Genomic DNA, 21,333 nt, shown 5'->3' with positions numbered 1-21,333 from the left:
CCCACTTCTATCGGCGAATGTCCCACTCATGGCCGGTCGAAGGGTCTGGAGGCGACAAGAAGTGGGACGAGGGTCGCCCCGCCGCAGCTCCGCCCCGGCCGCATCCGGCACCATGGAACAGAGCACGACTCAAGGGAGAGACGATGACCGACATCAAGAAGGGCCTCGCCGGCGTCACGGTCGATGAGACCGCCGTCAGCAAGGTGAACCCCGAGACCAACAGCCTGCTGTACCGCGGGTACCCCGTGCAGGAGCTCGCCGCCACCCAGCCCTTCGAGGCGGTGGCGTATCTGCTGTGGAACGGGGAGCTTCCGGATGCCGCACAGCTCGCCGACCTGCGCCGGATCGAGCGGCAGCACCGGTCGCTGAGCGACGACGTGCGCGCCGTGATCGATCTGCTGCCGACGTCGGTGCACCCGATGGACGAGGTGCGCACGGCCGTCAGCGCCATCGGCGCGCGCGAGACGGCGGGCATCTCGAACGTGATGGATGCCGTGGGCACCCCCGAAGAGAACCTCGAGCGCTCCGTGCGGTTGTGGGCGCAGCTGCCCGCGGTCGTGGCCTACGGCCAGCGCCGCCGCCGCGGCGAAGAGCTCATCGAGCCCCGCGACGACCTCGACTACTCCGCGAACTTCCTCTGGATGACCTTCGGCGAGCAGGCGGACGAGGTCGTCGTCGACGCGTTCAACCGGTCGATGATCCTGTACGCCGAGCACTCCTTCAACGCCTCCACCTTCACCGCCCGCGTCATCGCCTCGACCCTCAGCGATCTGTACTCGGCGGTGGTCGGCGCGATCGGCGCACTGAAGGGTCCGCTCCACGGCGGCGCCAACGAGGCCGTCCTGCACGTGTTCACCGAGATCGGCTCGGCCGAGAACGTCGGTCCCTGGCTCGATACGGCCCTCGCCGAGAAGCGCAAGATCATGGGCTTCGGCCACCGCGTGTACAAGCGCGGCGACTCGCGCGTGCCGACGATGAAGGCCGCGCTCGACACCCTCGTCGCGCACTACGACCGTCCCGACGTCGCCGCTCTCTACGACGCGCTCGAGTCGCAGTTCGTCGAGCGCAAGGGGATCTACCCGAACCTCGACTACCCCTCGGGCCCCGCGTACGACCTCATCGGCTTCGACACCCTGACCTTCACGCCGCTCTTCGTCGCGGCCCGGGTGACCGGTTGGACCGCCCACATCCGGGAGCAGCAGTCGTCGAACGCCCTCATCCGTCCGCTGTCGGCCTACGTCGGCCCCGACGAGCGCCACGTCGAGGGGTACGTTCCGGATGCCGCCGACGTCGAGGCGCAGGAGCGACCCGAAGAGGCGGCGGGCTGATGCCCGAGCCGCGGATCGTCCTCGTCGCGGGAGCCCGCACGCCGATCGGGTCGTTCGGGGGCGCCCTGTCGGGCGTCGACGCGTACGAACTCGGCGCGGTCGCGGTGACCGAGGCGCTGCGCCGGGCGGGAGTCGCGAAGGACGACGTCGACGAGGTCGTCATGGGCTGCATCGCCCAGAACGGCCCCGACGCCTACAACGCGCGCCGCGTGGCGCTCGCCGCGGGACTGCCGACGCGTGTCCCCGCTTTCACCGTCAACCGGCTCTGCGGCTCCGGCCTGCAGGCGATCTGGTCGGCGGCGCAGGAACTGCGCTGGGGTGGCATCGATGTCGCCGTGGCCGGAGGCGACGAGAGCATGTCGCGCACGCCCTTCCTCGACTACGGCGCCCGCGGCAATGCCCGGCTCGGCGATCGCACGCTCCTCGACGGCACGCTCGCGATCCTCACCGACCCGTTCAGCGGCCGGCACATGGGCACGACGGCCGAGGTCGTGGCATCCCGGTACTCCGTCTCGCGCGAGGAGCAGGACGCCTTCGCCGTCGAGAGTCAGCGGCGGGCGGCGACGGATGCCGCGCGCGCGGCCTTCGCCGACGAGATCGTCGCCGTGACCACCGGCGGAAAGCGGTCGGTCGAGGTCTCCGTCGACGAGCACCCGCGTCCCGACACCACGATGGAGGCGCTCGCGGGCCTCCGCCCCGCGTTCGAGAAGGACGGGTCGGTAACGGCCGGCAACTCGTCGGGCATCAACGACGGCGCCGCCGCGACCGTGCTCATGCGCGAGGACGACGTGCGCGAACGGGGCCTTCCGGGTCTGGCGACGCTCGAGGCGGTCACCACCGCCGGCGTCGACCCCGAGATCATGGGGTACGCCCCCGTGCTCGCCCTGCAGCGTCTGTGGGATCAGACGGGACTGCGGCCCGCCGACGTCGACGTGATCGAGCTGAACGAAGCCTTCGCGGCCCAGGCGGTGGCGGTGATCCGCGATGCCGGGCTCGACCCCGAGAGGGTCAACCCGTACGGCGGGGCGATCGCCCTGGGGCACCCGGTGGGTGCGACGGGCGCGATCCTCACCGTGCGCGCCGCGCTCGACCTGCAGCGCCGCGACCTCGAGTACGCCGTGGTGACGATGTGTATCGGCGGCGGTCAGGCCCTCGCGGCCCTGCTGCGGCGCTACTGAATCCCCCGCCCTCTCGCGCGCGCTCGCTCTCCCGCTCTCTCGCTCGCTCGCTCGCTCTCGCGATCGCTCTCGCGCTCGCTATCGCGCGCGTGAGTCGCCGAGAATTGTCGCTGGATCGAGGGTCCAAGCGACTGAATCCGGCGACTCACGCGGGGGGTGGGGGAGAGAGGGAGGATGGGGGCATGAGCGTGTTCCTTCTCGGTGGCGGTCGCGACCTCGCGCGCTGCGGCGATCTGCTGCGTCCCTTCGTCGCCGAGGCGCGACGGCGAGCCGGCGACCGCGCGCCCGTGATCGCCCTGCTGCTCGTCCTCGAGGCCGACGACGACTCGTCGGTCTCGCGCTTCACGGCGATGCTCGACGCGGCCGGCGCCGCGGCGGAGGAGATCCGTGTCGAGTCCCTCGTCGAGGGCGAGGTCTACGATGCTGCGGCGCTCGACGCCGATGCCCTCTTCGTGGGCGGTGGCCTCACGCCGGCGTACCTGGACGCCTTCGGACGGATCCGGGATGCCGTGCTCGACCGCGTCCGCGAGGGAGTCCCGTACGCGGGGTTCTCTGCCGGTGCGGCCATCGCCGCGGGTCCGGCGCTCGTCGGTGGATACCGCATCCACGGGGTCGAGATCGTGTCGGAGGACGCGGGCGAAGAGCTCGACGCGGTCGAGGTGCGCCCGGGCCTCGGGCTCCTCGACTTCGCCGTCGACGTCCATGCCGCCCAGTGGGGCACCCTTTCGCGTCTCGTCGCGGCGGTCGACGCGGGCCTCGTCACCGACGGAGTGGCGATCGACGAGAACACGGCCCTGGTGGTCTCGGCGCAGGCGGCTCCGGCCGTTCGCGGCAGCGGGCAGGTGTGGCGCGTCGAGTCCGCGGCATCCGGGGTGCATGTTCAGGTGCTCCGCGCCTGAGCGTCGGCGTCAGCCGGCCTCGTCGGCGACCTTCCACGAACGGAAACGGCCCCCACCCGTGAGGGTGAGGGCCGTCGCCTGTTCGAGCGTCAGACGCGGCGGCGGCGAAGCGCCACGGCGAGACCGCCCGCGACCACGAGGAACCCGCCCGCGAGGGCGATGCCCCACGGCATCTCGGCACCGGTGACGGCGAGGCCGCCGCCGGGGCGGGCGCCCGTGTTGCCGGGCTGCGTGCCGGGCGTGCCGGGCGTCCCCGACTGGCCGGGGGTCGGCCTCTGCGTGATGGCGAGAATCGCACGACCGAGCGGTGCCGGGTCGACGACCGTCATCGCCTCGAAGTAGGCCAGGGTCGCGTCCAGGTCGACCTGGCCGGTGTCGGTGCGGTCGGTGCCCTTCGCGAAGGTCGGGAAGCCGTCACCGCCGTTGGCCAGGAACGAGTTCGTCACGACGGTGAACGTGTCGGTCGCCGCGATCGGCTTGCCCTGGTACGACATCGAGACGACGCTGCCCACGCGCGGGTCGACGGCATTCTGTCGGTATTCGTAGGTGAACCCGTCCGAGACGCCGAGGTGCAGCTTCGGGCGGTCGCCCGTCGCCTTCCACTGCTCGTTCAGGATGCCGCGGATCTGGTCACCCGTGAGGGTCACCGTCACGAGGGTGTTGGCGAAGGGCTGCACGAGTGCCGCCTCCTTGTACGTCACCACGCCGTCGTCGCCCTTGAGCAGGTCGGCCCGCAGGCCGCCCGGGTTCATGAGCGCGATCTGCGCCGGGGTACCGGCATAGGCGGGGTTCTCCGACGTCGCCCACAGGTAGACGTCGGCGACCCAGTTGCCCATCGACGACTCGACGCCGCGGTCCGAGCCCGTCGGAGTGCCGCCGCGCAGGATGTCGCCGCTGATCATGCCGACCGGCTCGGCGCCGATCACGTCGGCCTGCTTCACGTACTCCGCGACCTTCGCGGCGATGGCCGCGTCGGGGGCGAAGGCGCCCTCGAGTCGGAAGGTGGTGCCCGAGACGGATGCCAGCGAGTCGGTGCGGGTGTCCCACGCGAGCGAGAGCTGGCCCATCGCCTTGCCGTACTCCGACGCCTGGATCACCGGGCGGGTGCGGTCGGTGCCGGCCACGGCGACGTCGCACGCGTACGTCTGGTGCGTGTGCGCCGAGACGATCGCGTCGATCTCGGGCGAGGCGTTCGTGGCGAGGTTGCCGAAGCCGGCCTGGTCGGCGGCGAGGGCGGCGCAGTCGTTCGACGTCGCCGCTCCCGAGTGGGTGAGCAGCACGATGACGTCGGCGAGGTCGCCGGCCGTGAGCTCCTCGGCCACGCGGTCGGCGGCTTCGAGCTGGTCGCCGAAGTCGAGTCCGGCGATACCGGCCGGGTCGACCATGGTCGCGGTGTCGGGCGTCACGGTGCCGATGAAGGCGACGCGCACGCCGTCCACGATCTTGATCGCGTACTCGTCGAGGACGGGCTCCTTCGTGCCCTTCTTGTACACGTTCGCGCCGAGTCCGAACTCGCCCCCGCCGTACTCGGGGAGCACGCGCGTCGAGAGGTCGGTGAAGCCGCGGTCGAACTCGTGGTTGCCGACGGCCGAGACGTCGAGGCCCGAGGCCTTCAGCGTGTCGATGGTCGGCAGGTCGTCCTGGATGAGCGAGGTGAAGGTGGAGGCCCCGATGTTGTCACCGGCCGAGACGAACAGCGTGTTCGGGTTCGCGGCCTCCTTCGCCTTGACCGCGCCGGCCATGACGGCGGCGCCGGCTTCGCCCTGCGTGCCCGCCTCCAGGCGACCGTGGAAGTCGTTGATGGTGAGGATGTCGATGTTCTTCACGTTCGGGTTCGTGACCTCGAACACGGTCGTGGTGCCCGAGACCTCGTTGCCGACCGCGACGAGCGGGCGCCCGTTGGGCGAGCTCTCCGCGGGGATGAAGTCGACGCCCTCGGGACCGAGGTCGCCGGCCTTCGACAGCAGCGCGCGGTTCGCGGCTTCGTCGGCGGTCAGCTCGTCCTCGACCGAGACCGAGAAGTCGCGGTTGTTGACGTACCCGGCGTAGGTCGCGTCGGAGGGGTCGGTGATGTCGTAGGTCATCACGCCGCCCACGCGCTCCAGACCGATGAAGGCGTAGGTGCGCCCGTCGACCTGTCCGATGGCGAGGTTCTCGGGCTCGGGGCCCTTGTCGTCGCTGCGCCCCTCGAGGTTGGACTCGGAGTGGTTCGAGTTGAAGAAATCGGGGTTCGCGTCGTGCGTGATGGCCTCGAAGTCCGAGCCCGAGTCGAAGACCTGGTTGCCCTCGGTGTCCCACACCGACAAGCCGCGGCCGCCGAAGGTGTACAGCGCGGAGTAGCAGGTGCCCTCGGCGTTCAAGCCCATGTCGGTGGCGACGTTGAGGCGGCCGAGGTCGGCGTCGTCGAGCGACCCGGCGAGCGGGCTGTCGGCGCAGACCGGCGCGAGGCCGTCGTCGCCGAGGTCCTTCACACGGGCGGTGTCGTTGAACTCGCCCCACTCGCGGCCGTCGCCCTCGTTGGCGGTGACCAGGTAGGTCTTACCGTCCGCCTCGTACGCCTGGATGCCGTCGGGCATGTACATGCCGAACAGGCCCGGGTAGCTGTTCTGGTTGTAGGTCGGCGCGTCCTCGGGGTCACGGTCGCTCGCGTCGAGCGTCTCGACGCCGTAATCCTTGAAACCGAGGGGGCGGATGCCGGTGACCGCGGCCGACGCGAGGTCGACGACAGCGAGGGCGTTGGCCTCCTGCAGCGTCACGTACGCGACACCTCCGGCGACCGCGACGAACTCCGGCTCGAGGTTGCGGCTCACGCGGTTGGCGGCGAGCGGCGTGCTGCCCTGGTCGGGGGCGGCGACGTCGGGTCCGAAGACGCGGACGGCGGGGTCGAGCGTCTGGGAACCGCCCTGCTCGAACGCGGCGAAACCGGCGGTGCGAACGGCGTCCTGGGTGGGGGCGGTCTTCGCGGCGGGCAGCGACACGACGCCGACCGACCCCTCGGGGTCGACCGTGAAGTCGTCGTCGGGCTCGCCTTCATTGGCGACGACCGCGTAGGTGCCGTCCTCGGAGATCGTCACCATGTCGGGCAGGGCCCCCACGGTGACCGTGCCCAGGACGGTGGGCGCGGTGGCGTCCGCGTCGAAGAACACCAGGCGACCGGGCGCGGTCTTGTCGGCGTCTTCGAGGGCGATCACGCCGAGGCCGTCGGTGCGGACGGCGAGGGAGTTGGCGACCCCCGTACCCGCGATCGAGTACAGCTTCGTCGGGGCGGCGGGGTTGCTGTTGTCGAGCACGTCGACGGCGCCGGCCTGCGCGTTGACGACGAACAGGCGGTTCTTGTACGCGTGCACGATCTCGGCGGCCGACTGGTCGAAGACCCCGGTCTCGTAGGTGCCGATGGGGCGGAGACTCACCGCGCTGTCGGTCGGGGTGTCGCGCACGGGTTCGGGGACGATCGCGGCGGAGGCCGCGGTGGCGCTCGACAGGGCGAGCGCGCACACCGCCGCGGTCGTCGCGGTGAACGCGGCGGCGCGGCGAAGGAAGGTCGAAGGCATGGCTGTGTCCTCGGATTCGGGTGGGGGGGCGATCCGCGCGGGCGGCGCGATCTTGTGGATTTTGCCTGGAGGGGGTGACGCCCGGGTGAACGGAGGGCGAACGAGGCGGCCGCTCGCCCCGCCTCCGGGTCTTCCCGAGGGGTGCGGCATCCCGCTTCCGGGTGACGCGAGGGTTCCGGCCCCGGTGGGCCGTCACGGTCCTACGCTCGTCGCATGAGTCATGATGCCGGCGACGGGGAGCCGCCCGGAGCCCACGCCGCAGAGCCCCACCGCCAGGGCTTGTCGCAGCGCCTCAACGGGCTGCGCGCCGGGGTGCTCGGCGCCAACGACGGCATCGTGTCGACGGCGGCCGTCGTGGTGGGCGTCGCGGGGGCGACGACCGAGACCGCACCGGTGCTCGTGGCGGGCCTCGCCGCGCTCGTGGGCGGCGCGATCTCGATGGCGCTGGGGGAGTACATCTCGGTGTCGAGCCAGCGCGACAGCGAGCACGCGTTGATCCAGAAGGAGCGCCGCGAACTCGCGGAGGACCCGGATGCCGAGTTCGCCGAGCTCGTGGGCCTGTACGAGGCTCAGGGACTCTCGCGCGACACCGCGACGCGCGTGGCGACCGAGCTCACGGCATCCGATGCCCTCAAAGCCCATCTCGCCGTCGAACTGAACCTCGACGCCGACGACGTGGTGAGTCCCTGGACGGCGGCGCTGGCCTCCGCCGTGGCGTTCACCGTCGGGGCCGTCCTTCCGCTGCTCACGATCCTGCTCGCGCCCGTCGAGGTGCGCGTCGCCCTCACCTTCGTGGCGGTGCTGATCGCCCTCGCGATCACCGGCTACCTCGCCGCGTGGATCGGCGGCGCGCGTCGCGGCCGGGCGATCCTGCGGACCGTGATCGGCGGCGCGCTCGCCCTCGGCGCGACCTACCTCGTGGGGTCGCTGTTCGGCGTGGCCTCCGCCTAGTCCCGGAGCGGGACGCGCCTGCTCGTCATCGCGTTCCCGCCTACAGGGGTGTTTCGCACGCGCGGCGGGGTTCTGACTGGTCGCTCCCCCTATCAATTAGTAGGACGTCCAGGTAATCTGGGGGATGCGACGACGCCGTCGCCCTCACGAAGGAGAGCCGCATGGATACCACCCCTGCTCCGGCGCTCGACGCCCCGTCCGCCGGAACCCTCTCGGCCGACGAACGCGCCGCCATCCTCGACGCCGTCCGCGATTTCGCCGCGACCGAGCTCGCTCCGCACACCCTCGAATGGGATGCCGAGAAGCACTTCCCCCGAGACGTCCTCCGCCGCGCGGGGGAACTGGGTCTCGGCGGCGTCTACGTCAAGGACGACGTCGGCGGCGCCGGGCTGACGCGAGCCGATGCGGTCGCGATCTTCGAAGAACTGGCCTACGGCGACCCCACGGTGACGGCCTACATCACGATCCACAACATGGTGGCCTGGATGATCGACGCCTACGGCACCGACGCCCAGCGCGAGCGCTGGCTCCCCGGTCTCGTCTCGATGGAGGATCTGGGCGCCTACTGCCTGACCGAGCCGGGCGCGGGATCGGATGCCGCGGCCATCACCACGTCCGCGATCCGTCACGGCGACACCTACGTGCTCACCGGCGTCAAGCAATTCATCTCGGGTGCCGGGGAGGCATCCGTCTACGTCGTCATGGCGCGGACGGGCGAACCGGGGGCGCGGGGGATCAGTGCGTTCCTCGTGCCCGCCGAAGCCGAGGGACTGTCGTTCGGGCCCAACGAGAAGAAGATGGGCTGGAACGCGCAGCCCACGCGTGCCGTCGTGCTCGACGAGGTGCGCGTGCCGGCCGAGAACCTGCTCGGCGGCGAGGGCCGCGGCTTCTCGATCGCCATGACGGCGCTGAACGGCGGGCGTCTCAACATCGCGACCTGCTCCCTCGGCGGGGCGCGGTGGGCGCTCGACCGGGCTGTCGCGTACGTGCACGAGCGGTTCACGTTCGGCGAACCGCTGGCCGAGAAGCAGTCGGTGGTGTTCGCCGTGGCCGACATGGCCACCGACCTCGAGGCCGCGCGACTGCTCGTGCGCGATGCGGCGCTCGCCCTCGATGCGAAGGCCCCCGACACCGCCACGCGCTGCGCCATGGCGAAGCGCTTCGCGACCGACGTCGGCTTCCGTGTCGCGAACGAGTCGTTGCAGCTGCACGGCGGCTACGGATATCTGCAGGACTACGGCATCGAGAAGGTCGTACGCGACCTGCGGGTGCACCAGATCCTCGAGGGGACGAACGAGATCATGCGGGTGATCGTCGGCCGGAGCGTCCTCGCCGCGTGAGCGCGCGGGCCCGTGAGGTCGGTGTTCCGTGGGTCCGGGCGGGTTCGACGCGCGAGCGCGGAACCGGCGGCGCGGGGTGGGTTCCCCCGGATTCGGGGCGGAATCCGCTCTTCGGGGCGGACCTCACCCGCCCCGAAGAGCAGAACGCGCCCCGAACCGTCGGCATCCCCCTGTCCGTGAAGTCGCGGACGGGGAAGCCCCTCGGTGGATGTCGGGGGCGCGTGCGAACATGCGAGGGCGGGATCGTCCGCACCGTCGCGATAGGAGTGAGATGACCGATCAGGATGCCGGGTACGAGACGATCCGCGTCGAGCAGCGCGGGCGCGTCGGATGGATCACGCTCGACCGCCCCGAGGCGCTGAACGCCCTCGACACCCGGACGATGCGCGAGGTGGTCGCGGTCGCCGAGGCCTTCGACGCCGACACGGGTGTCGGAGCGATCGTCGTCACCGGGAGCGAGAAGGCGTTCGCCGCGGGTGCCGACATCAAAGAGATGGAGCAGAAGTCGGGTCTCGACATGACGCTCACCGACCACTTCGGTGCCTGGGCGCGTTTCGCCGCCGTGCGCACGCCCGTGATCGCCGCGGTGTCGGGTTACGCGCTGGGCGGCGGGTGCGAGCTCGCCCTCATGTGCGACGTCATCCTGGCATCCGACCGTGCGAAGTTCGGCCAGCCCGAGGTGCAGCTCGGCGTCATCCCCGGCATGGGGGGCACGCAGCGGCTCGTGCGCGCGCTCGGGTACTACAAGGCCGCCGAACTCGTGCTCACCGGCCGCATGATCGACGCCGCCGAAGCCGAGCGCGCGGGACTGGTGTCGCGCGTCGTCCCGGCCGCCGAGCTGCTCGACGAGGCCGAGGCCGTCGCCCGCACGATCGCCGAGAAGCCCCTGCCCGCGCTGTACGCGGCCAAAGCGGCGCTCGACGTGGCCCTCGAGTCGACGCTCGCCGAGGGTTTGCGCTTCGAACGGCAGGCGTTCGCCGGCCTCTTCGACACCGCCGATCAGAAAGAGGGGATGGCGGCGTTCCGCGAGAAGCGCCCGCCGTCCTTCACGCACCGATGAACGACTCGGCGCACCGGGATCCTGCGGCGGGCGTTCGACCCCGGCGCGGGGCACTCCCGTGCGCCGAGGGTGCTCTTCGGGGTCAGAGCGGGTCGGGCACGGGCGCGGGGTCGGCGAAATCGCCGGCGCCCTTTCGGAAGCGGGCGATGATGCGCACGAGCTCGGTCGCGTCGCCGTCGTCGAGGCCCAGATCGGCGAACACCGCGTTCAATGCCCCGGTCGCCTCGTCGACCCGGCGGCGTCCGGCGTCGCTCAGGACGAGCAGCGCCGCACGACCATCGGTGGGGTGCGGTTCGCGCGAGATGAGCCCGTCGCGAGCCAGGCGATCGACGGTGTTCGTGACGCTCGTGGGGTGCACCTGCAACCGCGCGATCGCGCTGGCCATCGGCATCCGTCCCTCGCGGGTGAAGGCGAGCAGCCGCAGCATCTCGAAGCGCGAGAACGACAGGTCGCAGGGCTTCAGCGCACGGTCGATGGATGCCATGAGCAACTGGTGCGCCCGGATCACCGAGGTCACGACCGTCATGCCGTCGGCGGCGTCGTCCCACCCGTGCGCCAGCCACTGGCGCTTGGCCTCGGCGATCGGGTCGACCGGCAGTCGTCGCGTCATCGGTCCTCCTCCGGATTCACGGTACCGCTCGTGCGCCGGTCGTGCCGGGCGTCGGAGTGCGACGCGGCTCCCGGCCTCCGGGGCCCTCTCGGGCGCCACCCGTGCGGAATCGGGGCCGAGCCGCCTACCGCAGCCCCCGCGCGCCTCTCCGCGAGGTGCGGTGCCCTCGACGGGCTCCGGGCCCTCGCCGCGAGGGGCGCGCCCGATGACGGCTCCGCGCCCCCGACGGGCCCCGGGCCGTCGCCGCGAGGGGCGAGCCCGATGAAGGCTCCGCGCTCCCGATCCCGCCGCAGGACCGACGCTGTGGCATCCCTCCCCCCGACGAAGGAGACGCATCGATGAAGATCGTGGTCCTGATCAAAGAAGTGCCCGACACGTGGGGCGAGCGTCGACTCGACCTCGAGACCGGGCTCGCCGACCGCGCCGCGTCGTCGCCCGTGCTCGACGAGATCGACGAGCGGGCGGTCGAGGTCGCTCTCGCCCACGCCGACGCGCACCCGGGAACCGAGGTGACGGTGGTGTCGATGGCGCCCGCGTCGGCCACGGCGACGATCCGCAAGGCTCTTGCGATGGGGGCGACCTCGGCCGTGCACGTCGTCGACGACTCCCTGCGCGGTGCCGACCTGCTGCTGACCGCCGAGGTGCTCGCCGCCGCCGTACGGCGCACCGACTACGACCTCGTGATCGCGGGCAACCTCTCGACCGACGGCGGCGGAGGCGTCATCGCCGCGATGGTCGCCGAGCTGCTCGGTGTGCCGCAGCTCACCGGGCTCGCGGCCGTGGAGCTGTCCGACGGCTCCGTGTCGGGAGACCGGGTGAGCGACGCGGGCACGATGCGGGTAACGGCCGAGCTCCCCGCGGTGGTGTCGATCACCGAGGCTCTGCCCGAGGGGCGGTTCACCACGTTCAAGGGCATCATGGCGGCCAAGAAGAAGCCGTACGAGACCGTGGATGCCGCCTCGCTCGACGTCGAGCCCGGCGATCCGGCGACCCCGCGCTACATCATGCTGTCCGTCGCCGAACGGCCCCCGCGCGCGTCGGGGACGAAGATCGTCGACGAGGGCGACGCCGGCGAGAGGCTCGCTGCGTTCCTCGTGGCCGAGGGGGTCGCGTGATGGGCGTCGCACTGGTCCTGCTCGAGGTGCTCCCGAGTGGCGCGCTCGCCGCGACGGCGCCCGGCCTTCTCGCCGCCGCCGCGCGGGTCGGCGACCCCGTCGCACTCGTCGCGGCCGCCTCCGACGCCCTCGACGGGGCCGCTGCCGACGCAGCCGGTCTGGGCGCCGTCCGCGTGCTGACGGCCGCGACAGCGCCCGACGCGTTGACGGTCCCGGTCGTCGACGCGCTCGCCGCGGCCGTCGACCGCGAGCGCCCCGACCTCGTGCTCGCGTCGAACGCCGTCGAATCCCGAGACGCCCTCGCCCGGCTCGCCGCTCGGACCCGACTGCCCCTGGCCACCGACATCGTCGGTGTCGACCGCGATGAGATCGGCGTCGTGGCGCACCACTCGGTTCTCGGCGGCGGGTTCACCGTCGACGGCGCGCCCACCTTCGGCCCGCTGCTGGCCACCCTGCGGCCGGGCTCGATCGATGCGCGTCTCGAGGCGCGGCCGCTCGTGGCCGAGGAGCTCGAGGTCGCGGCATCCGGGGTCCGCACCGCCCGCATCGAGGGCTTCGCCGAGACCTCCGCGCCCTCCTCGCGACCCGAACTCCGCGGGGCCACGGCGGTGGTCGCGGGTGGGCGGGGCGTCGGCTCACGCGAGGACTTCGCCCTCGTCGAGCGTCTCGCCGACGCCCTCGGTGCGGCGGTCGGCGCCTCGCGCGCGGCGGTCGACGCCGGCTACGTCCCCGCGAACGCGCAGGTGGGTCAGACCGGCGTCTCGGTATCGCCGCGCCTGTACATCGCGCTCGGCATCTCGGGAGCGATCCAGCATCGGGCGGGGATGCAGACGGCCGGCACGATCGTCGCAATAGACAAGAATCCCGACGCGCCGATCTTCGACATCGCCGATTTCGGTATCGTCGGAGATCTGTTCACCGTCGTCCCGCAACTCATCAGCGCGCTCGAGGCCCACAAGAAATAGATGGCGTCCACACCACGCACCCCGCGTCGCGGGCTGCCGCGCGTCCCCGGCGGGGAGCCCTGGCCGCCCGCGGCCTTCAGCGCGCCCGACGGGTCTGACGCCGCAGCGGCTTCCGGTGCGACGAGCGCGGGCGAGGTCGTGGATGCCGCAGAGGCGGCGTCGAACGCGGGCGATGTGTCGCGAGCCGCCGAGGCGGCGTCGAGCGCGGGCGATGTGGCGCGAGCCGCGCAGGCGGCGCCGAGCGTGAGCGGGACTTCCCCGGCGAACGAGACAGCGGCGGTGCCCGTCTCGCCGGGCGACGCCGACCGCGCCCCCGTGCCGAGTTCGGCGACGGGTGCCGACTCCGGCGACGCGGACGACCCGGGCGCCGTCGGTGCGCAGGGCGCGACGACGATTCGCCGCGGTCTGCCGCGCGTTCCCGGCGGCGAACCCTGGCCGCCCGCCCCCACGACCGTCTCGGACCCGCCGGCAGAAGCGGAGGCACGGGATGCCGCGTTCTCGGTCGTCGCGGACGCGGCATCCGGAACGCGTACGCACGCCACCGCGCACTCGGACGTCGTGGAATCGGACGAGCGCAACGGAATCGGGGGCTCGGCCGCGCCCGCACCGAATCCGGTGCGGGTTTCCGAATCCGTTGAGGCGCCGGACGGTCGCGGTGACGCGGCGCCCGACTCGGACCCTGCCGCAGTGCCCGCGCATCCGGATGCCGGGCACCCCCGCCGCGGACTACCCCGCGACCCGGGCGGTGAGCCCTGGCCTCCCGCGCCCGAGTCCGGTGCCCTCTCACCTCGGCCGGGCGCTGACGCGGCCACGCCCGGGGGTGCGGCATCCGGTTCGTCTCGTGCCGCCGGTGCGGCGGTGTCCGGGGATGCGGCATCGGGTTCGGCTCGTGCTGCCGGTGCGGCGACGCCCGGGGATGCGGCATCGGGTTCGGCTCGTGCCGCCGGTGCGGCGGTGTCCGGGGATGCGGCATCGGGTTCGGCTCGTGCCGCCGGTGCCGCGACGCCCGGGGCTGCGGCATCCGCTTCGGCTCGTGCCGCCGGTGCGGCGGTGTCCGGGGCGGCCGGCTCCGAACCCTCCTCCGGTGACCGCCTGACCGTGGCATCCACGCCCCCGCCGAGGGCGACCGCGGCGGGCGATGCGGCGCCGTCCGAACCCGCATCGGATGCCGTGCCCGCTGCGCCGCGCGCGCCGCTGACGGTGCGGCGGTCCGTCTGGCCGGGGGCCGCGGCCTCCGCCGAGCGGCCCGCGCGGACGGAACCGAAACGCGTCGGCCCCTTCACGCCGCTGCAGTGGCTCGGCTCGACCGCGGTGCTCGGCGTGTTCGCCCTCGCTCTCGCGGGCATCACGGTGCTGGTGGCGCGGTTCCTCCTCGCGCTCGGTCCGGGCCAGGAGTTCCTCGCCGCCTACCCGGGCGAATACCACCTGCCCGACTCCGCGCCCGTCGGCATCCCCGCGTGGCTGAACTGGTCGCACTTCCTCAACAGTTTCTTCCTGCTGTTCATCATCCGCACGGGTTGGCAGGTGCGGACCGAGAAGCGCCCCGCTGCCTTCTGGTCTCCCCGCAAGAACAAGCGTCGACGCATCAGCCTGACGCTGTGGTTCCATCAGGCCATCGACATCCTGTGGATCGCGAACGGCGTGATCTTCGTCGTGCTGCTGTTCGTCACCGGGCAGTGGATGCGGATCGTGCCGACCTCGTGGGAGGTCTTCCCCAACGCGCTGTCGGCGGCGCTGCAGTACGTCTCACTCGACTGGCCCACCGAGAACGGGTGGGTGAACTACAACAGCCTGCAGCAGCTGTCGTACTTCGCGATCACGTTCGTGGCCGCCCCTCTCGCCATCGTGAGCGGCGTGCGGCTGTCGGGCGTGTGGCCCAAGGACGCCGAGATTCTCAACCGGCTGTACCCGGTCGAGTGGGCGCGCAAGGTGCACTTCCCCGTCATGTTGTTCTTCGTGGCGTTCATCGTCGTCCACGTCGCGCTCGTGCTGGCCACCGGCGCTCTGCGCAACCTCAACCACATGTACGCCGCCCGCGGCTCGGTCGACCCCGCCGCCTTCTCAAGCGACCCGACCGGTCTGCTGATCTTCGCGGCATCCCTGCTCGTGATGGCCGTCGGCTGGGCGGCCGCGCGTCCCGCGGTGCTCGTGCCGATCGCCCGCCTCTTCGGCGAGGTCAAGCAGCGCTGACGTGCCCTCGGGGCGAACGGATGCCGAGACCGCATCCGTTCGCCGCGCGCGCCGTCGGCGGCGCCGGTGCGGGGCGCGAAACGTGCATCGGGGTGGTCGCCGCTCGCCGCGGTGCACATCGCGCGCCCCGATGCGGCTCCAGCGTCGTGCCCCGCGCCCGCCCTGCGGCGTCCTGGCCGGTGTCAGACCCGTCCGCGCGCCCGGAGGCCGGCGGCGATCAGGTCGAGACCGAAGGCGAAGTCGTCCGACTCGAGGCCCGACGCCTCCATGTCGCGCGCTCCGACGCTGTCGTACAGCATCCGCTGCTGTTCGTGCCACACGAAGCCGAGCACGTAGTGCAGCACGGTCGTCGCGCCGCGACGCGCGGTTCCGGCGTCGAACCCGTCGTGGACCACGGCGGCCGTCAGCCGGTCGTGCGCGAGCGTCGACCCCAGGCCCAGGGCCAGGGTGCTCGAGACGACCTCGGCCCCGTCGCGGTAAGCGAGGAGGGCATCGCGCAGCGAGAACGCCTCGGTCCGCAGATCGGTGGGGACTCCGGATGCCGTCCGGCCCACGATGCGATCCGACAGCTCCGCGAGCAGTGTCTGCTTGTTCGGGAAGTGCCAGTACAGCGCGCTGGGCTGCACCTCGAGGGCGGTCGCGAGGCGCCGCATCGTGAGGTCGGGGAGGCCGTGATCGTCGAGGATCCGCAGGGCGGCGCGGGCGACGTCATCGGCGGAGTGTCCGCGAGGAGCCATGGGGTGAGTATAGTGAACGCCGTTCAGGTGAACAGTGTTCAGGAAGGACCGTCATGCGCACAGCCGACGCCACCGATCTCGCCCGCATCGCCGTCTTCACCGCGCTCATCGCGGTGCTCGGGCTCCCCGGCAGCTTCCCCGTGTTCGGTGGGGTGCCGATCACGGCGCAGACCCTGGGGGTGATGCTCGCGGGCGCGATCCTCGGCCCGTGGCTCGGGGCGCTCTCGGTCACCGTGCTGCTCGCGCTGGCGGCGGTGGGTCTGCCGGTGCTGGCCGGCGGTCGAGGAGGCATCGGCGTCTTCCTCGGACCCACCGCGGGCTACGCCCTTGGCTGGATCCTCGGCGCGATCGTCATCGGGCTGATCGTGCACGCGGGCGGACGTCGTCCCGTCGCCTGGCGCACCGCGCTGGCGATGCTCGCCGGCGGGATCGGCGCGATCTACGCCCTCGGCATCCCGGTCCAGAGCCTGGTCACGAGGCTGCCGCTGGCCGAGACCGCGCTCACGAGCCTCGTCTTCGTGCCGGGCGATCTGCTGAAGGCGGCCGTCGCCACGGTCGTCGTGACGACGCTCGTCACGGCGTACCCGCGCGGCTTCCGCCGTGACTGGAGCGTGCGCGCCACCCGACGGCGACCGGCCGAGGTCGCGGTCGACGCGTGATCCGGTGCGAGGCCCTCGGCGCGCGCCTCGGGCAGCGTGAGGTGCTGCAGCGCGTCACCCTCGACCTGGACGCGCGGACGATCGCGGTCATCGGCGACAACGGATCGGGCAAGTCGACCTTCGCGCGACTCGTGGCGGGCCTCGTTCGCCCGTCGGCCGGCGCCCTGCGGGTGCTCGGGCTCGACCCGCAGCGGGATGCCGCCGAGCTCCGCCGACGGGTGGCGCTCGTGTTGAGCAATCCCGACGCGCAGATCGTGATGCCGACCGTCGCCGACGACGTCGCCTTGTCACTGAGACCTGAGCGCCTGCCGCACGAGGTGCGCGATGGACGGGTGGCCGCGGCGCTCCGGCGCTTCGGGCTCGAGGACCTCGCCGACCGTCCCTCGCACGACCTCTCGGGCGGGCAGAAGCAGCTCCTCGCTCTGTGCGGCGCGTTCGTCCGCGAGCCGCACCTGGTCATCGCTGACGAACCCACCGCCTTCCTCGACGCGCGGAACGCCCGCCTCGTCGTCGACCACCTGCTCGCCGACACCGGACACGCGCTGCTCGTCATCACCCACGACCTCGCCCTGGCACGCCGCTGCGAACGGGCCGTGCTGTTCGCCGAGGGGCGGGTCGTGGCATCCGGAGCCTCCGCCGAGGTCGTCGACGCCTACGCCGCGGCCGTGGCGTGCTGAGCCTGTACCACCCCGGACGGGGATGGATGCACCGGATGCCGGCCGGCCCCACGCTCGCGGGGCTCGCGCTCGTGGCGCTCGTGCTCGCGGCTCTGCCATCGGCATGGCAGAGCGTGCCCGTCGCGCTGGGCGTGGCCTGCGGGCTGTATGCCGCAAGCGGCATGGGGGTCACCGGGGGGATGCGCGCGCTCGGCGGACAGGTGTGGGCCGTGCGGTGGATCATCGTCGTCACGGCGGGAGGGCAGCTGCTCTTCCTCGGGCCGGAGGCCGCCGCCGCCAACACGGCGCGGGTCGCCGCGGCGCTGGTCGTGGCCGGACTGGTGTCGCTGACGACTCCCGTCGGGTCCCTGCTCGAGGCGCTGGAGAGGGGATTGCAGCCTCTCGGTCGCATCGGGGTCGATCCGGCCCGCGCCGCGCTGCTGCTGACGATCGCGCTCGCGATGATGCCCGTGCTCACGCGCCTCGCCGCCGAGGTGCGAGACGCCCAGCGTGCGCGGGGCCTGCGTCCCTCCCTCGCGCGCGGCGCGTTGCCGCTGCTCGTCCTCGCGCTGCGTCACGCCGACGATCTCGGCGACGCCCTCGCCGCCCGCGGCATCCGCTGACGCCACCGGCGTGTCCCACTTCGTGCAGGATTGCGCCTGTCCTGTCGCCCCTTCTGGGACATGCCTCGCCGTGCCGAGCGGGTCGGTCCAGCGTGTCCCGCTTCGTGCGGGAATGCGCCCGTCCCGTCGCACCTTCTGGGACATGCCTCGCCGCGCCGAGCGGGTCGGTCGAGCATGTCCCACTTCGTGCAGCAACGCGCGCTTGCCACCGCACCTTCTGGGACACGCCGCGAGCGGCGCCGCGTCAGTCGCGCGCCGCGCGACCCGCCGCGTACCCCTCGGCATACGCCTCGTCGGCGCCCTGGCGGAACATGTCGCGGGCGGGGTCGCGCACGATGGAGCGCGCGCCGGGGAGGTCGAGGTCTCCCACCAGGTCGGCTCGCCCGCGCACGATCGCGACCGGGCGACGCGACGCCTTGCCCTTGACGAGGTCGGTGGCCGCGGCGATCTCGTCGGCCACGCACGGCAGGGTGACCACGAGCGGTCGGCCCTCGGCATCCGTCGTCCCGCGGAGGTCCTCGAAGACATGGATGCCGGCGGCCCCGATGGCGTGGTCGGTCTGTCCCTCGCGCCAGGCGCGGCCCAGGGTGTCGGTGATGATGACGCCCACTCGGGCGACCTCGCGAAGGCCCTCTGCGAGGCGCCGGGCCGACGCGTCGGGGTCGACGGGTAGCAGGAGCACGGTGCCCTCGGGGGTGTTGCTGGCGTCGACGCCGGCGGCGGCCGAGACGATGCCGAGCGGGTTCTCGACGATGCGCGTGACGTGTCCGGTGGGGGAGGTCCGGGATGCCACGAGGCGCACGGTCTCGCGCGTGATCGCATCTTCGCGGTCGTCGGCGCGGATGATCCGCCCCTCGGCCTTCGACACGATCTTGCTCGTGACGACGACGATGTCGCCATCCTGCAAGGGCTGGGCCAGAGCGCCGAGGATCACCCCGACGAGGTCGTCCCCCGGGGTGATCTCACGGATGCCGTCGAGGGCCCAGACCTGCAGCACGTCAGCGGACGAAACGTACCTCGGTGAGCTCTTCGCCGAGGAAGGGCTGTGTCTGCGATGCGCCGTCGAGCGCGAAGCCGTTGCGCACGTAGAAGCGGTGGGCGCGCGGGTTGTCGTCGGCGACCCAGAGGTAGAGGCCCTCGCCGTCCTCGACCGCGGCGTCGAACAGCTGCTGGCCGATGCCGGTCCCGTGGTGCGCGTCGAGCAGGTAGATGAAGTACAGCTCGCGCTCACGCGGTGCGTCGTCGTCTCGGGCGGGGCCGGAGCCCACGAAACCGACGATCTCGCCGTTCACGAGCGCGGCGTGCATGCGGTAGTCGTCGCCCTGCGAGGCCCAGTGGGTCCAGAGCTCCGCCATGCGTCGGGGCGAGACGGCTTCGAGGGCCGCCTTGCTGATGAGGTGGTCGTACGTCTCGTGCCAGCAGGTGGCGTGCACGCGGCCCAGGGCCTCGGCATCCACATCACGCACCGGACGGACGACGATGTCGGTTCGGGTTTCCGCAGTCATGGCGCGACTCTACGCGCGGGATCGGTGTGCGTGAAATCCGTCGCGGAGCCCCACCCGATGAGGTAGGGGAGTGCGCGAGGACTCACCGTGTCGGCATCCATCGACTGTCCAGAACACGCCGTATCGCCGCGAAAGCGACGGCGTGTTCTGGACACTCGACGCGGGGGTGACGGGCGCACGGAGCGGAAGAGGAGACGGCAGGATCGGTCGGTTTGTCGAGTGGGTACAACGCGATGGCCGATCCGTCGTCGGATCGCTACGCTCGCCCCTCGTGAACGTCCTCTGGCGCACCCTTCTCGTGCTTCTCCGTGCCCGTCGCCGCCTCCGCCGCGAGGGCCCCCTCGACCCCAACACGGTGACGCGGATGCGGCTGCGGGTGCTGCCCACCGACATCGACGTGCTGCGCCACCTGAACAACGGGCGCTACCTGTCGCTCTTCGACCTGGGGCGGTGGGACCTGCTGACCCGCTCGGGCCTCGTCTCGGCGATGACGAAGAAGGGTTGGTACGCCGTCGTGGCCGCCGAGACGATCACCTTCCGCCGCTCGCTCGAGCTGTGGCAGCGGTTCGACCTCGAGACGCGTCTCATCGGCCACGACGACCGCGCGGTGTATCTCGAGCACCGCGCGCTGGTCGGCGACGAGATCTACGCGCGAGCGATCATCCGCGCGCGGATCCTGCGTCGCACCGGCGGCACCGTTCCCCACGACGAACTGTTCGCCGCCGTCGGTCGTCCCGAGGGGCTGCCCGACATCGAGGCGTGGGTCCACGACTGGGCGGCGGGCTCGGCCCTGCCGTCGACGCGGCGACCGGCTCCCAGCGTCTGGGAGTGAGCGGGAACGCGTGAGGGATGCCACGGGGCGGTCGGCGCATGAGTGCCGGTCGCCGCGGCTTCGGCGACGCTTCGCGCCGCCGCGCGACGGCTGCGCCCCGCCGGATCAGCGCCCGAAGCGGGCGTCCAGCCAGGCGACCTGCTTGATCCAGTGCCGGTATCCGCCGCCCTCGTGCCCGTTGTAGGGGTACTCCTCGATCGCGGCATCGTCCGAGGCGAGGGCGTGGAACGCCGCGAACACCCCCGACGGGAGCACGACGTCGTCCATGAAGGCGACCGAGAAGTACGCCGGAACGCGGATGCGGCGCGCGAGGACCGCGCCGTCGACGTGCGACAGCGTGTGCAGCACCCGGTCGGCGTCGTCGCGGTGCACCGCGAGGAAGCGCGTGATCTCGGTGAACGGTGGCGAGGGCGTCCGCACGATGCCGTTCGGAAAATCGCACAGGAAAGGCACGTCGGGCATGACGGCCGCCACCGCCTCGCCCGAGAGTGCGGCCGCCGCGATCGCCAGACCTCCGCCCTGGCTCGCGCCGGTGACGGCGACCCTGTCGGCATCCACCCCCGGCAGCGCCCGCACCTCGTCGACGAGGCGGACCGCGTCGGTGATGAGCCGGCGGTAGTAGTACTCGTCCGGATGCAGGATGCCGCGGGTCATCACACCGGGGAAGGCGGCGGCCGATCCGTGGGGGTCGGGAGTCGCTCCCACGCTCCACGCCGAGCCCTGGCCCCGCGTGTCCATCACGACGTGCACATAGCCCGCCGCCGCCCAGTTCACGCGCTCGCCCGGAAGCCCCCGCCCGCCGCCGTAGCCGATGTACTCGATGACCGCGGGGAGCACCTCGTCGCCGTGCGGACGCACCACCCAACCGCGGATCTCGTCGCCGCCGAAACCGGTGAAGGCGAGGTCGGACACGCCGAGCGCGCGCATCGGGGCCTCGACGGGAGTGACGCGGGTCGGGCCCGCGGCGGCGCGCGCCGCCGCGAGCGTCTCGGTCCAGAACGCGTCGAGCCCCGCGGGTTCGGCGAGGTCGGGGCGGTACGCGCGCAGGGCCTCGATCGGCATGTCGGTGAAGGTCACGGCCATGGACACCGACAGTAGCGGCCGCGAGGATGCCGCGGCTCGCTCGTTCGTCGT

Annotated in this window: 19 protein-coding genes; 13 read left to right on the top strand and 6 right to left on the bottom strand. The window is 72.2% G+C overall.

Translation table 11 applies throughout. The annotated features are described in order from the left end of the window. Positions 1 to 143: 143 nt before the first annotated feature. The 3 genes from QRO03_RS11540 to QRO03_RS11530 all read left to right on the top strand — a co-directional run bounded on the left by QRO03_RS11540 (position 144) and on the right by QRO03_RS11530 (position 3,405). Positions 144 to 1,328: a bifunctional 2-methylcitrate synthase/citrate synthase gene (locus QRO03_RS11540; protein ID WP_285137640.1), complete on the top strand. Its 1,185-nt coding sequence runs from the start codon at positions 144 to 146 to the stop codon at positions 1,326 to 1,328. Continuing rightward, positions 1,328 to 2,506 carry a thiolase family protein gene (locus QRO03_RS11535; protein ID WP_285137639.1) on the top strand — a complete coding sequence of 393 codons (1,179 nt, stop codon included), beginning with the start codon at positions 1,328 to 1,330 and terminating at the stop codon, positions 2,504 to 2,506. The genes QRO03_RS11540 and QRO03_RS11535 overlap by 1 nt, the downstream gene beginning before the upstream one ends. A gap of 182 nt (positions 2,507 to 2,688) precedes the next feature. Beyond that, positions 2,689 to 3,405: a Type 1 glutamine amidotransferase-like domain-containing protein gene (locus tag QRO03_RS11530; RefSeq protein ID WP_285137638.1), complete on the top strand. Its 717-nt coding sequence runs from the start codon at positions 2,689 to 2,691 to the stop codon at positions 3,403 to 3,405. Between the two features lie 89 nt (positions 3,406 to 3,494). Here QRO03_RS11530 and QRO03_RS11525 read toward each other — a convergent pair whose 3' ends face one another. Continuing rightward, on the bottom strand, positions 3,495 to 6,956 hold the full coding sequence (locus QRO03_RS11525) for a choice-of-anchor I family protein (protein WP_285137637.1): 3,462 nt from the start codon (positions 6,954 to 6,956) through the stop codon (positions 3,495 to 3,497). A gap of 213 nt (positions 6,957 to 7,169) precedes the next feature. Here QRO03_RS11525 and QRO03_RS11520 point away from each other — a divergent pair, with 213 nt between their 5' ends. From QRO03_RS11520 to QRO03_RS11510, 3 genes are all read left to right on the top strand, one after another. Beyond that, positions 7,170 to 7,907: a VIT1/CCC1 transporter family protein gene (locus QRO03_RS11520; protein ID WP_285137636.1), complete on the top strand. Its 738-nt coding sequence runs from the start codon at positions 7,170 to 7,172 to the stop codon at positions 7,905 to 7,907. Positions 7,908 to 8,068: 161 nt separating this feature from the next. Next, positions 8,069 to 9,247: an acyl-CoA dehydrogenase family protein gene (locus tag QRO03_RS11515; protein WP_285137635.1), complete on the top strand. Its 1,179-nt coding sequence runs from the start codon at positions 8,069 to 8,071 to the stop codon at positions 9,245 to 9,247. A 271-nt stretch (positions 9,248 to 9,518) separates the two neighbouring features. After that, on the top strand, positions 9,519 to 10,307 hold the full coding sequence (locus tag QRO03_RS11510) for an enoyl-CoA hydratase-related protein (RefSeq protein WP_285137634.1): 789 nt from the start codon (positions 9,519 to 9,521) through the stop codon (positions 10,305 to 10,307). Positions 10,308 to 10,389: 82 nt separating this feature from the next. Here QRO03_RS11510 and QRO03_RS11505 read toward each other — a convergent pair whose 3' ends face one another. Beyond that, positions 10,390 to 10,917 (bottom strand): MarR family winged helix-turn-helix transcriptional regulator, encoded by a 528-nt coding sequence (locus QRO03_RS11505; RefSeq protein ID WP_285137633.1) that lies wholly within the window; start codon positions 10,915 to 10,917, stop codon positions 10,390 to 10,392. 338 nt (positions 10,918 to 11,255) lie between these two features. Between QRO03_RS11505 and QRO03_RS11500 the strand changes: the two genes are divergently transcribed. The 3 genes from QRO03_RS11500 to QRO03_RS11490 are packed head-to-tail and all read left to right on the top strand — an operon-like array spanning position 11,256 to position 15,187. Then, complete coding sequence (locus tag QRO03_RS11500) at positions 11,256 to 12,032, top strand: electron transfer flavoprotein subunit beta/FixA family protein (protein ID WP_285137632.1); 777 nt, start codon at positions 11,256 to 11,258, stop codon at positions 12,030 to 12,032. Next, positions 12,032 to 12,997: an electron transfer flavoprotein subunit alpha/FixB family protein gene (locus QRO03_RS11495; protein ID WP_285137686.1), complete on the top strand. Its 966-nt coding sequence runs from the start codon at positions 12,032 to 12,034 to the stop codon at positions 12,995 to 12,997. Before QRO03_RS11500 ends, QRO03_RS11495 begins: the two co-directional genes overlap by 1 nt. Next, the gene (locus QRO03_RS11490; protein ID WP_285137631.1) at positions 12,998 to 15,187 is read left to right on the top strand and encodes a cytochrome b/b6 domain-containing protein; all 2,190 of its coding nucleotides are present in this window, start codon (positions 12,998 to 13,000) and stop codon (positions 15,185 to 15,187) included. It abuts the gene before it with no gap. 182 nt (positions 15,188 to 15,369) lie between these two features. Here the strand turns inward: QRO03_RS11490 and QRO03_RS11485 are convergent, their stop codons facing one another. Then, positions 15,370 to 15,924: a TetR family transcriptional regulator gene (locus QRO03_RS11485; protein ID WP_285137630.1), complete on the bottom strand. Its 555-nt coding sequence runs from the start codon at positions 15,922 to 15,924 to the stop codon at positions 15,370 to 15,372. 53 nt (positions 15,925 to 15,977) lie between these two features. On the opposite strand from QRO03_RS11485, the gene QRO03_RS11480 reads away from it, so the two are divergent. Genes QRO03_RS11480 through QRO03_RS11470 form a run of 3 tightly spaced genes read left to right on the top strand, consistent with a single transcriptional unit; the run spans position 15,978 to position 17,862 of the window. Continuing rightward, complete coding sequence (locus QRO03_RS11480; protein ID WP_285137629.1) at positions 15,978 to 16,583, top strand: biotin transporter BioY; 606 nt, start codon at positions 15,978 to 15,980, stop codon at positions 16,581 to 16,583. Next, on the top strand, positions 16,580 to 17,260 hold the full coding sequence (locus QRO03_RS11475) for an energy-coupling factor ABC transporter ATP-binding protein (protein WP_285137628.1): 681 nt from the start codon (positions 16,580 to 16,582) through the stop codon (positions 17,258 to 17,260). The genes QRO03_RS11480 and QRO03_RS11475 overlap by 4 nt, the downstream gene beginning before the upstream one ends. Positions 17,261 to 17,295: 35 nt before the next feature. Beyond that, positions 17,296 to 17,862, top strand: a complete 567-nt coding sequence (locus QRO03_RS11470) for a CbiQ family ECF transporter T component (protein ID WP_502883038.1) — start codon at positions 17,296 to 17,298, stop codon at positions 17,860 to 17,862. 244 nt (positions 17,863 to 18,106) lie between these two features. Here QRO03_RS11470 and cofE read toward each other — a convergent pair whose 3' ends face one another. Together cofE and QRO03_RS11460 are read right to left on the bottom strand one after the other, a co-directional pair. Further along, positions 18,107 to 18,859, bottom strand: a complete 753-nt coding sequence (gene cofE / locus QRO03_RS11465) for a coenzyme F420-0:L-glutamate ligase (RefSeq protein WP_285137626.1) — start codon at positions 18,857 to 18,859, stop codon at positions 18,107 to 18,109. Between the two features lies 1 nt (position 18,860). Next, on the bottom strand, positions 18,861 to 19,367 hold the full coding sequence (locus tag QRO03_RS11460) for a GNAT family N-acetyltransferase (protein WP_285137625.1): 507 nt from the start codon (positions 19,365 to 19,367) through the stop codon (positions 18,861 to 18,863). Between the two features lie 271 nt (positions 19,368 to 19,638). Here QRO03_RS11460 and QRO03_RS11455 point away from each other — a divergent pair, with 271 nt between their 5' ends. Further along, positions 19,639 to 20,199 (top strand): acyl-CoA thioesterase, encoded by a 561-nt coding sequence (locus QRO03_RS11455; RefSeq protein WP_285137624.1) that lies wholly within the window; start codon positions 19,639 to 19,641, stop codon positions 20,197 to 20,199. A gap of 105 nt (positions 20,200 to 20,304) precedes the next feature. Here the strand turns inward: QRO03_RS11455 and QRO03_RS11450 are convergent, their stop codons facing one another. Next, the gene (locus QRO03_RS11450) at positions 20,305 to 21,282 is read right to left on the bottom strand and encodes an acetylxylan esterase (protein WP_285137685.1); all 978 of its coding nucleotides are present in this window, start codon (positions 21,280 to 21,282) and stop codon (positions 20,305 to 20,307) included. Positions 21,283 to 21,333 lie beyond the last annotated feature (51 nt).

This window comes from Microbacterium sp. lyk4-40-TSB-66 (assembly GCF_030209475.1).
GTDB lineage: Bacteria > Actinomycetota > Actinomycetes > Actinomycetales > Microbacteriaceae > Microbacterium.
This window is presented reverse-complemented; position numbering and strand designations above follow the sequence as displayed.

What these genes read in the sequence shown, in the direction of transcription:
- QRO03_RS11540 (WP_285137640.1), top strand. Translation starts at nt 144, where the DNA reads ATGACCGACATCAAGAAGGGCCTCGCCGGCGTCACGGTCGATGAGACC.
- QRO03_RS11535 (WP_285137639.1), top strand. Translation starts at nt 1,328, where the DNA reads ATGCCCGAGCCGCGGATCGTCCTCGTCGCGGGAGCCCGCACGCCGATC.
- QRO03_RS11530 (WP_285137638.1), top strand. Translation starts at nt 2,689, where the DNA reads ATGAGCGTGTTCCTTCTCGGTGGCGGTCGCGACCTCGCGCGCTGCGGC.
- QRO03_RS11525 (WP_285137637.1), bottom strand. Translation starts at nt 6,956, where the DNA reads ATGCCTTCGACCTTCCTTCGCCGCGCCGCCGCGTTCACCGCGACGACC.
- QRO03_RS11520 (WP_285137636.1), top strand. Translation starts at nt 7,170, where the DNA reads ATGAGTCATGATGCCGGCGACGGGGAGCCGCCCGGAGCCCACGCCGCA.
- QRO03_RS11515 (WP_285137635.1), top strand. Translation starts at nt 8,069, where the DNA reads ATGGATACCACCCCTGCTCCGGCGCTCGACGCCCCGTCCGCCGGAACC.
- QRO03_RS11510 (WP_285137634.1), top strand. Translation starts at nt 9,519, where the DNA reads ATGACCGATCAGGATGCCGGGTACGAGACGATCCGCGTCGAGCAGCGC.
- QRO03_RS11505 (WP_285137633.1), bottom strand. Translation starts at nt 10,917, where the DNA reads ATGACGCGACGACTGCCGGTCGACCCGATCGCCGAGGCCAAGCGCCAG.
- QRO03_RS11500 (WP_285137632.1), top strand. Translation starts at nt 11,256, where the DNA reads ATGAAGATCGTGGTCCTGATCAAAGAAGTGCCCGACACGTGGGGCGAG.
- QRO03_RS11495 (WP_285137686.1), top strand. Translation starts at nt 12,032, where the DNA reads ATGGGCGTCGCACTGGTCCTGCTCGAGGTGCTCCCGAGTGGCGCGCTC.
- QRO03_RS11490 (WP_285137631.1), top strand. Translation starts at nt 12,998, where the DNA reads ATGGCGTCCACACCACGCACCCCGCGTCGCGGGCTGCCGCGCGTCCCC.
- QRO03_RS11485 (WP_285137630.1), bottom strand. Translation starts at nt 15,924, where the DNA reads ATGGCTCCTCGCGGACACTCCGCCGATGACGTCGCCCGCGCCGCCCTG.
- QRO03_RS11480 (WP_285137629.1), top strand. Translation starts at nt 15,978, where the DNA reads ATGCGCACAGCCGACGCCACCGATCTCGCCCGCATCGCCGTCTTCACC.
- QRO03_RS11470 (WP_502883038.1), top strand. Translation starts at nt 17,296, where the DNA reads ATGCCGGCCGGCCCCACGCTCGCGGGGCTCGCGCTCGTGGCGCTCGTG.
- QRO03_RS11460 (WP_285137625.1), bottom strand. Translation starts at nt 19,367, where the DNA reads ATGACTGCGGAAACCCGAACCGACATCGTCGTCCGTCCGGTGCGTGAT.
- QRO03_RS11450 (WP_285137685.1), bottom strand. Translation starts at nt 21,282, where the DNA reads ATGGCCGTGACCTTCACCGACATGCCGATCGAGGCCCTGCGCGCGTAC.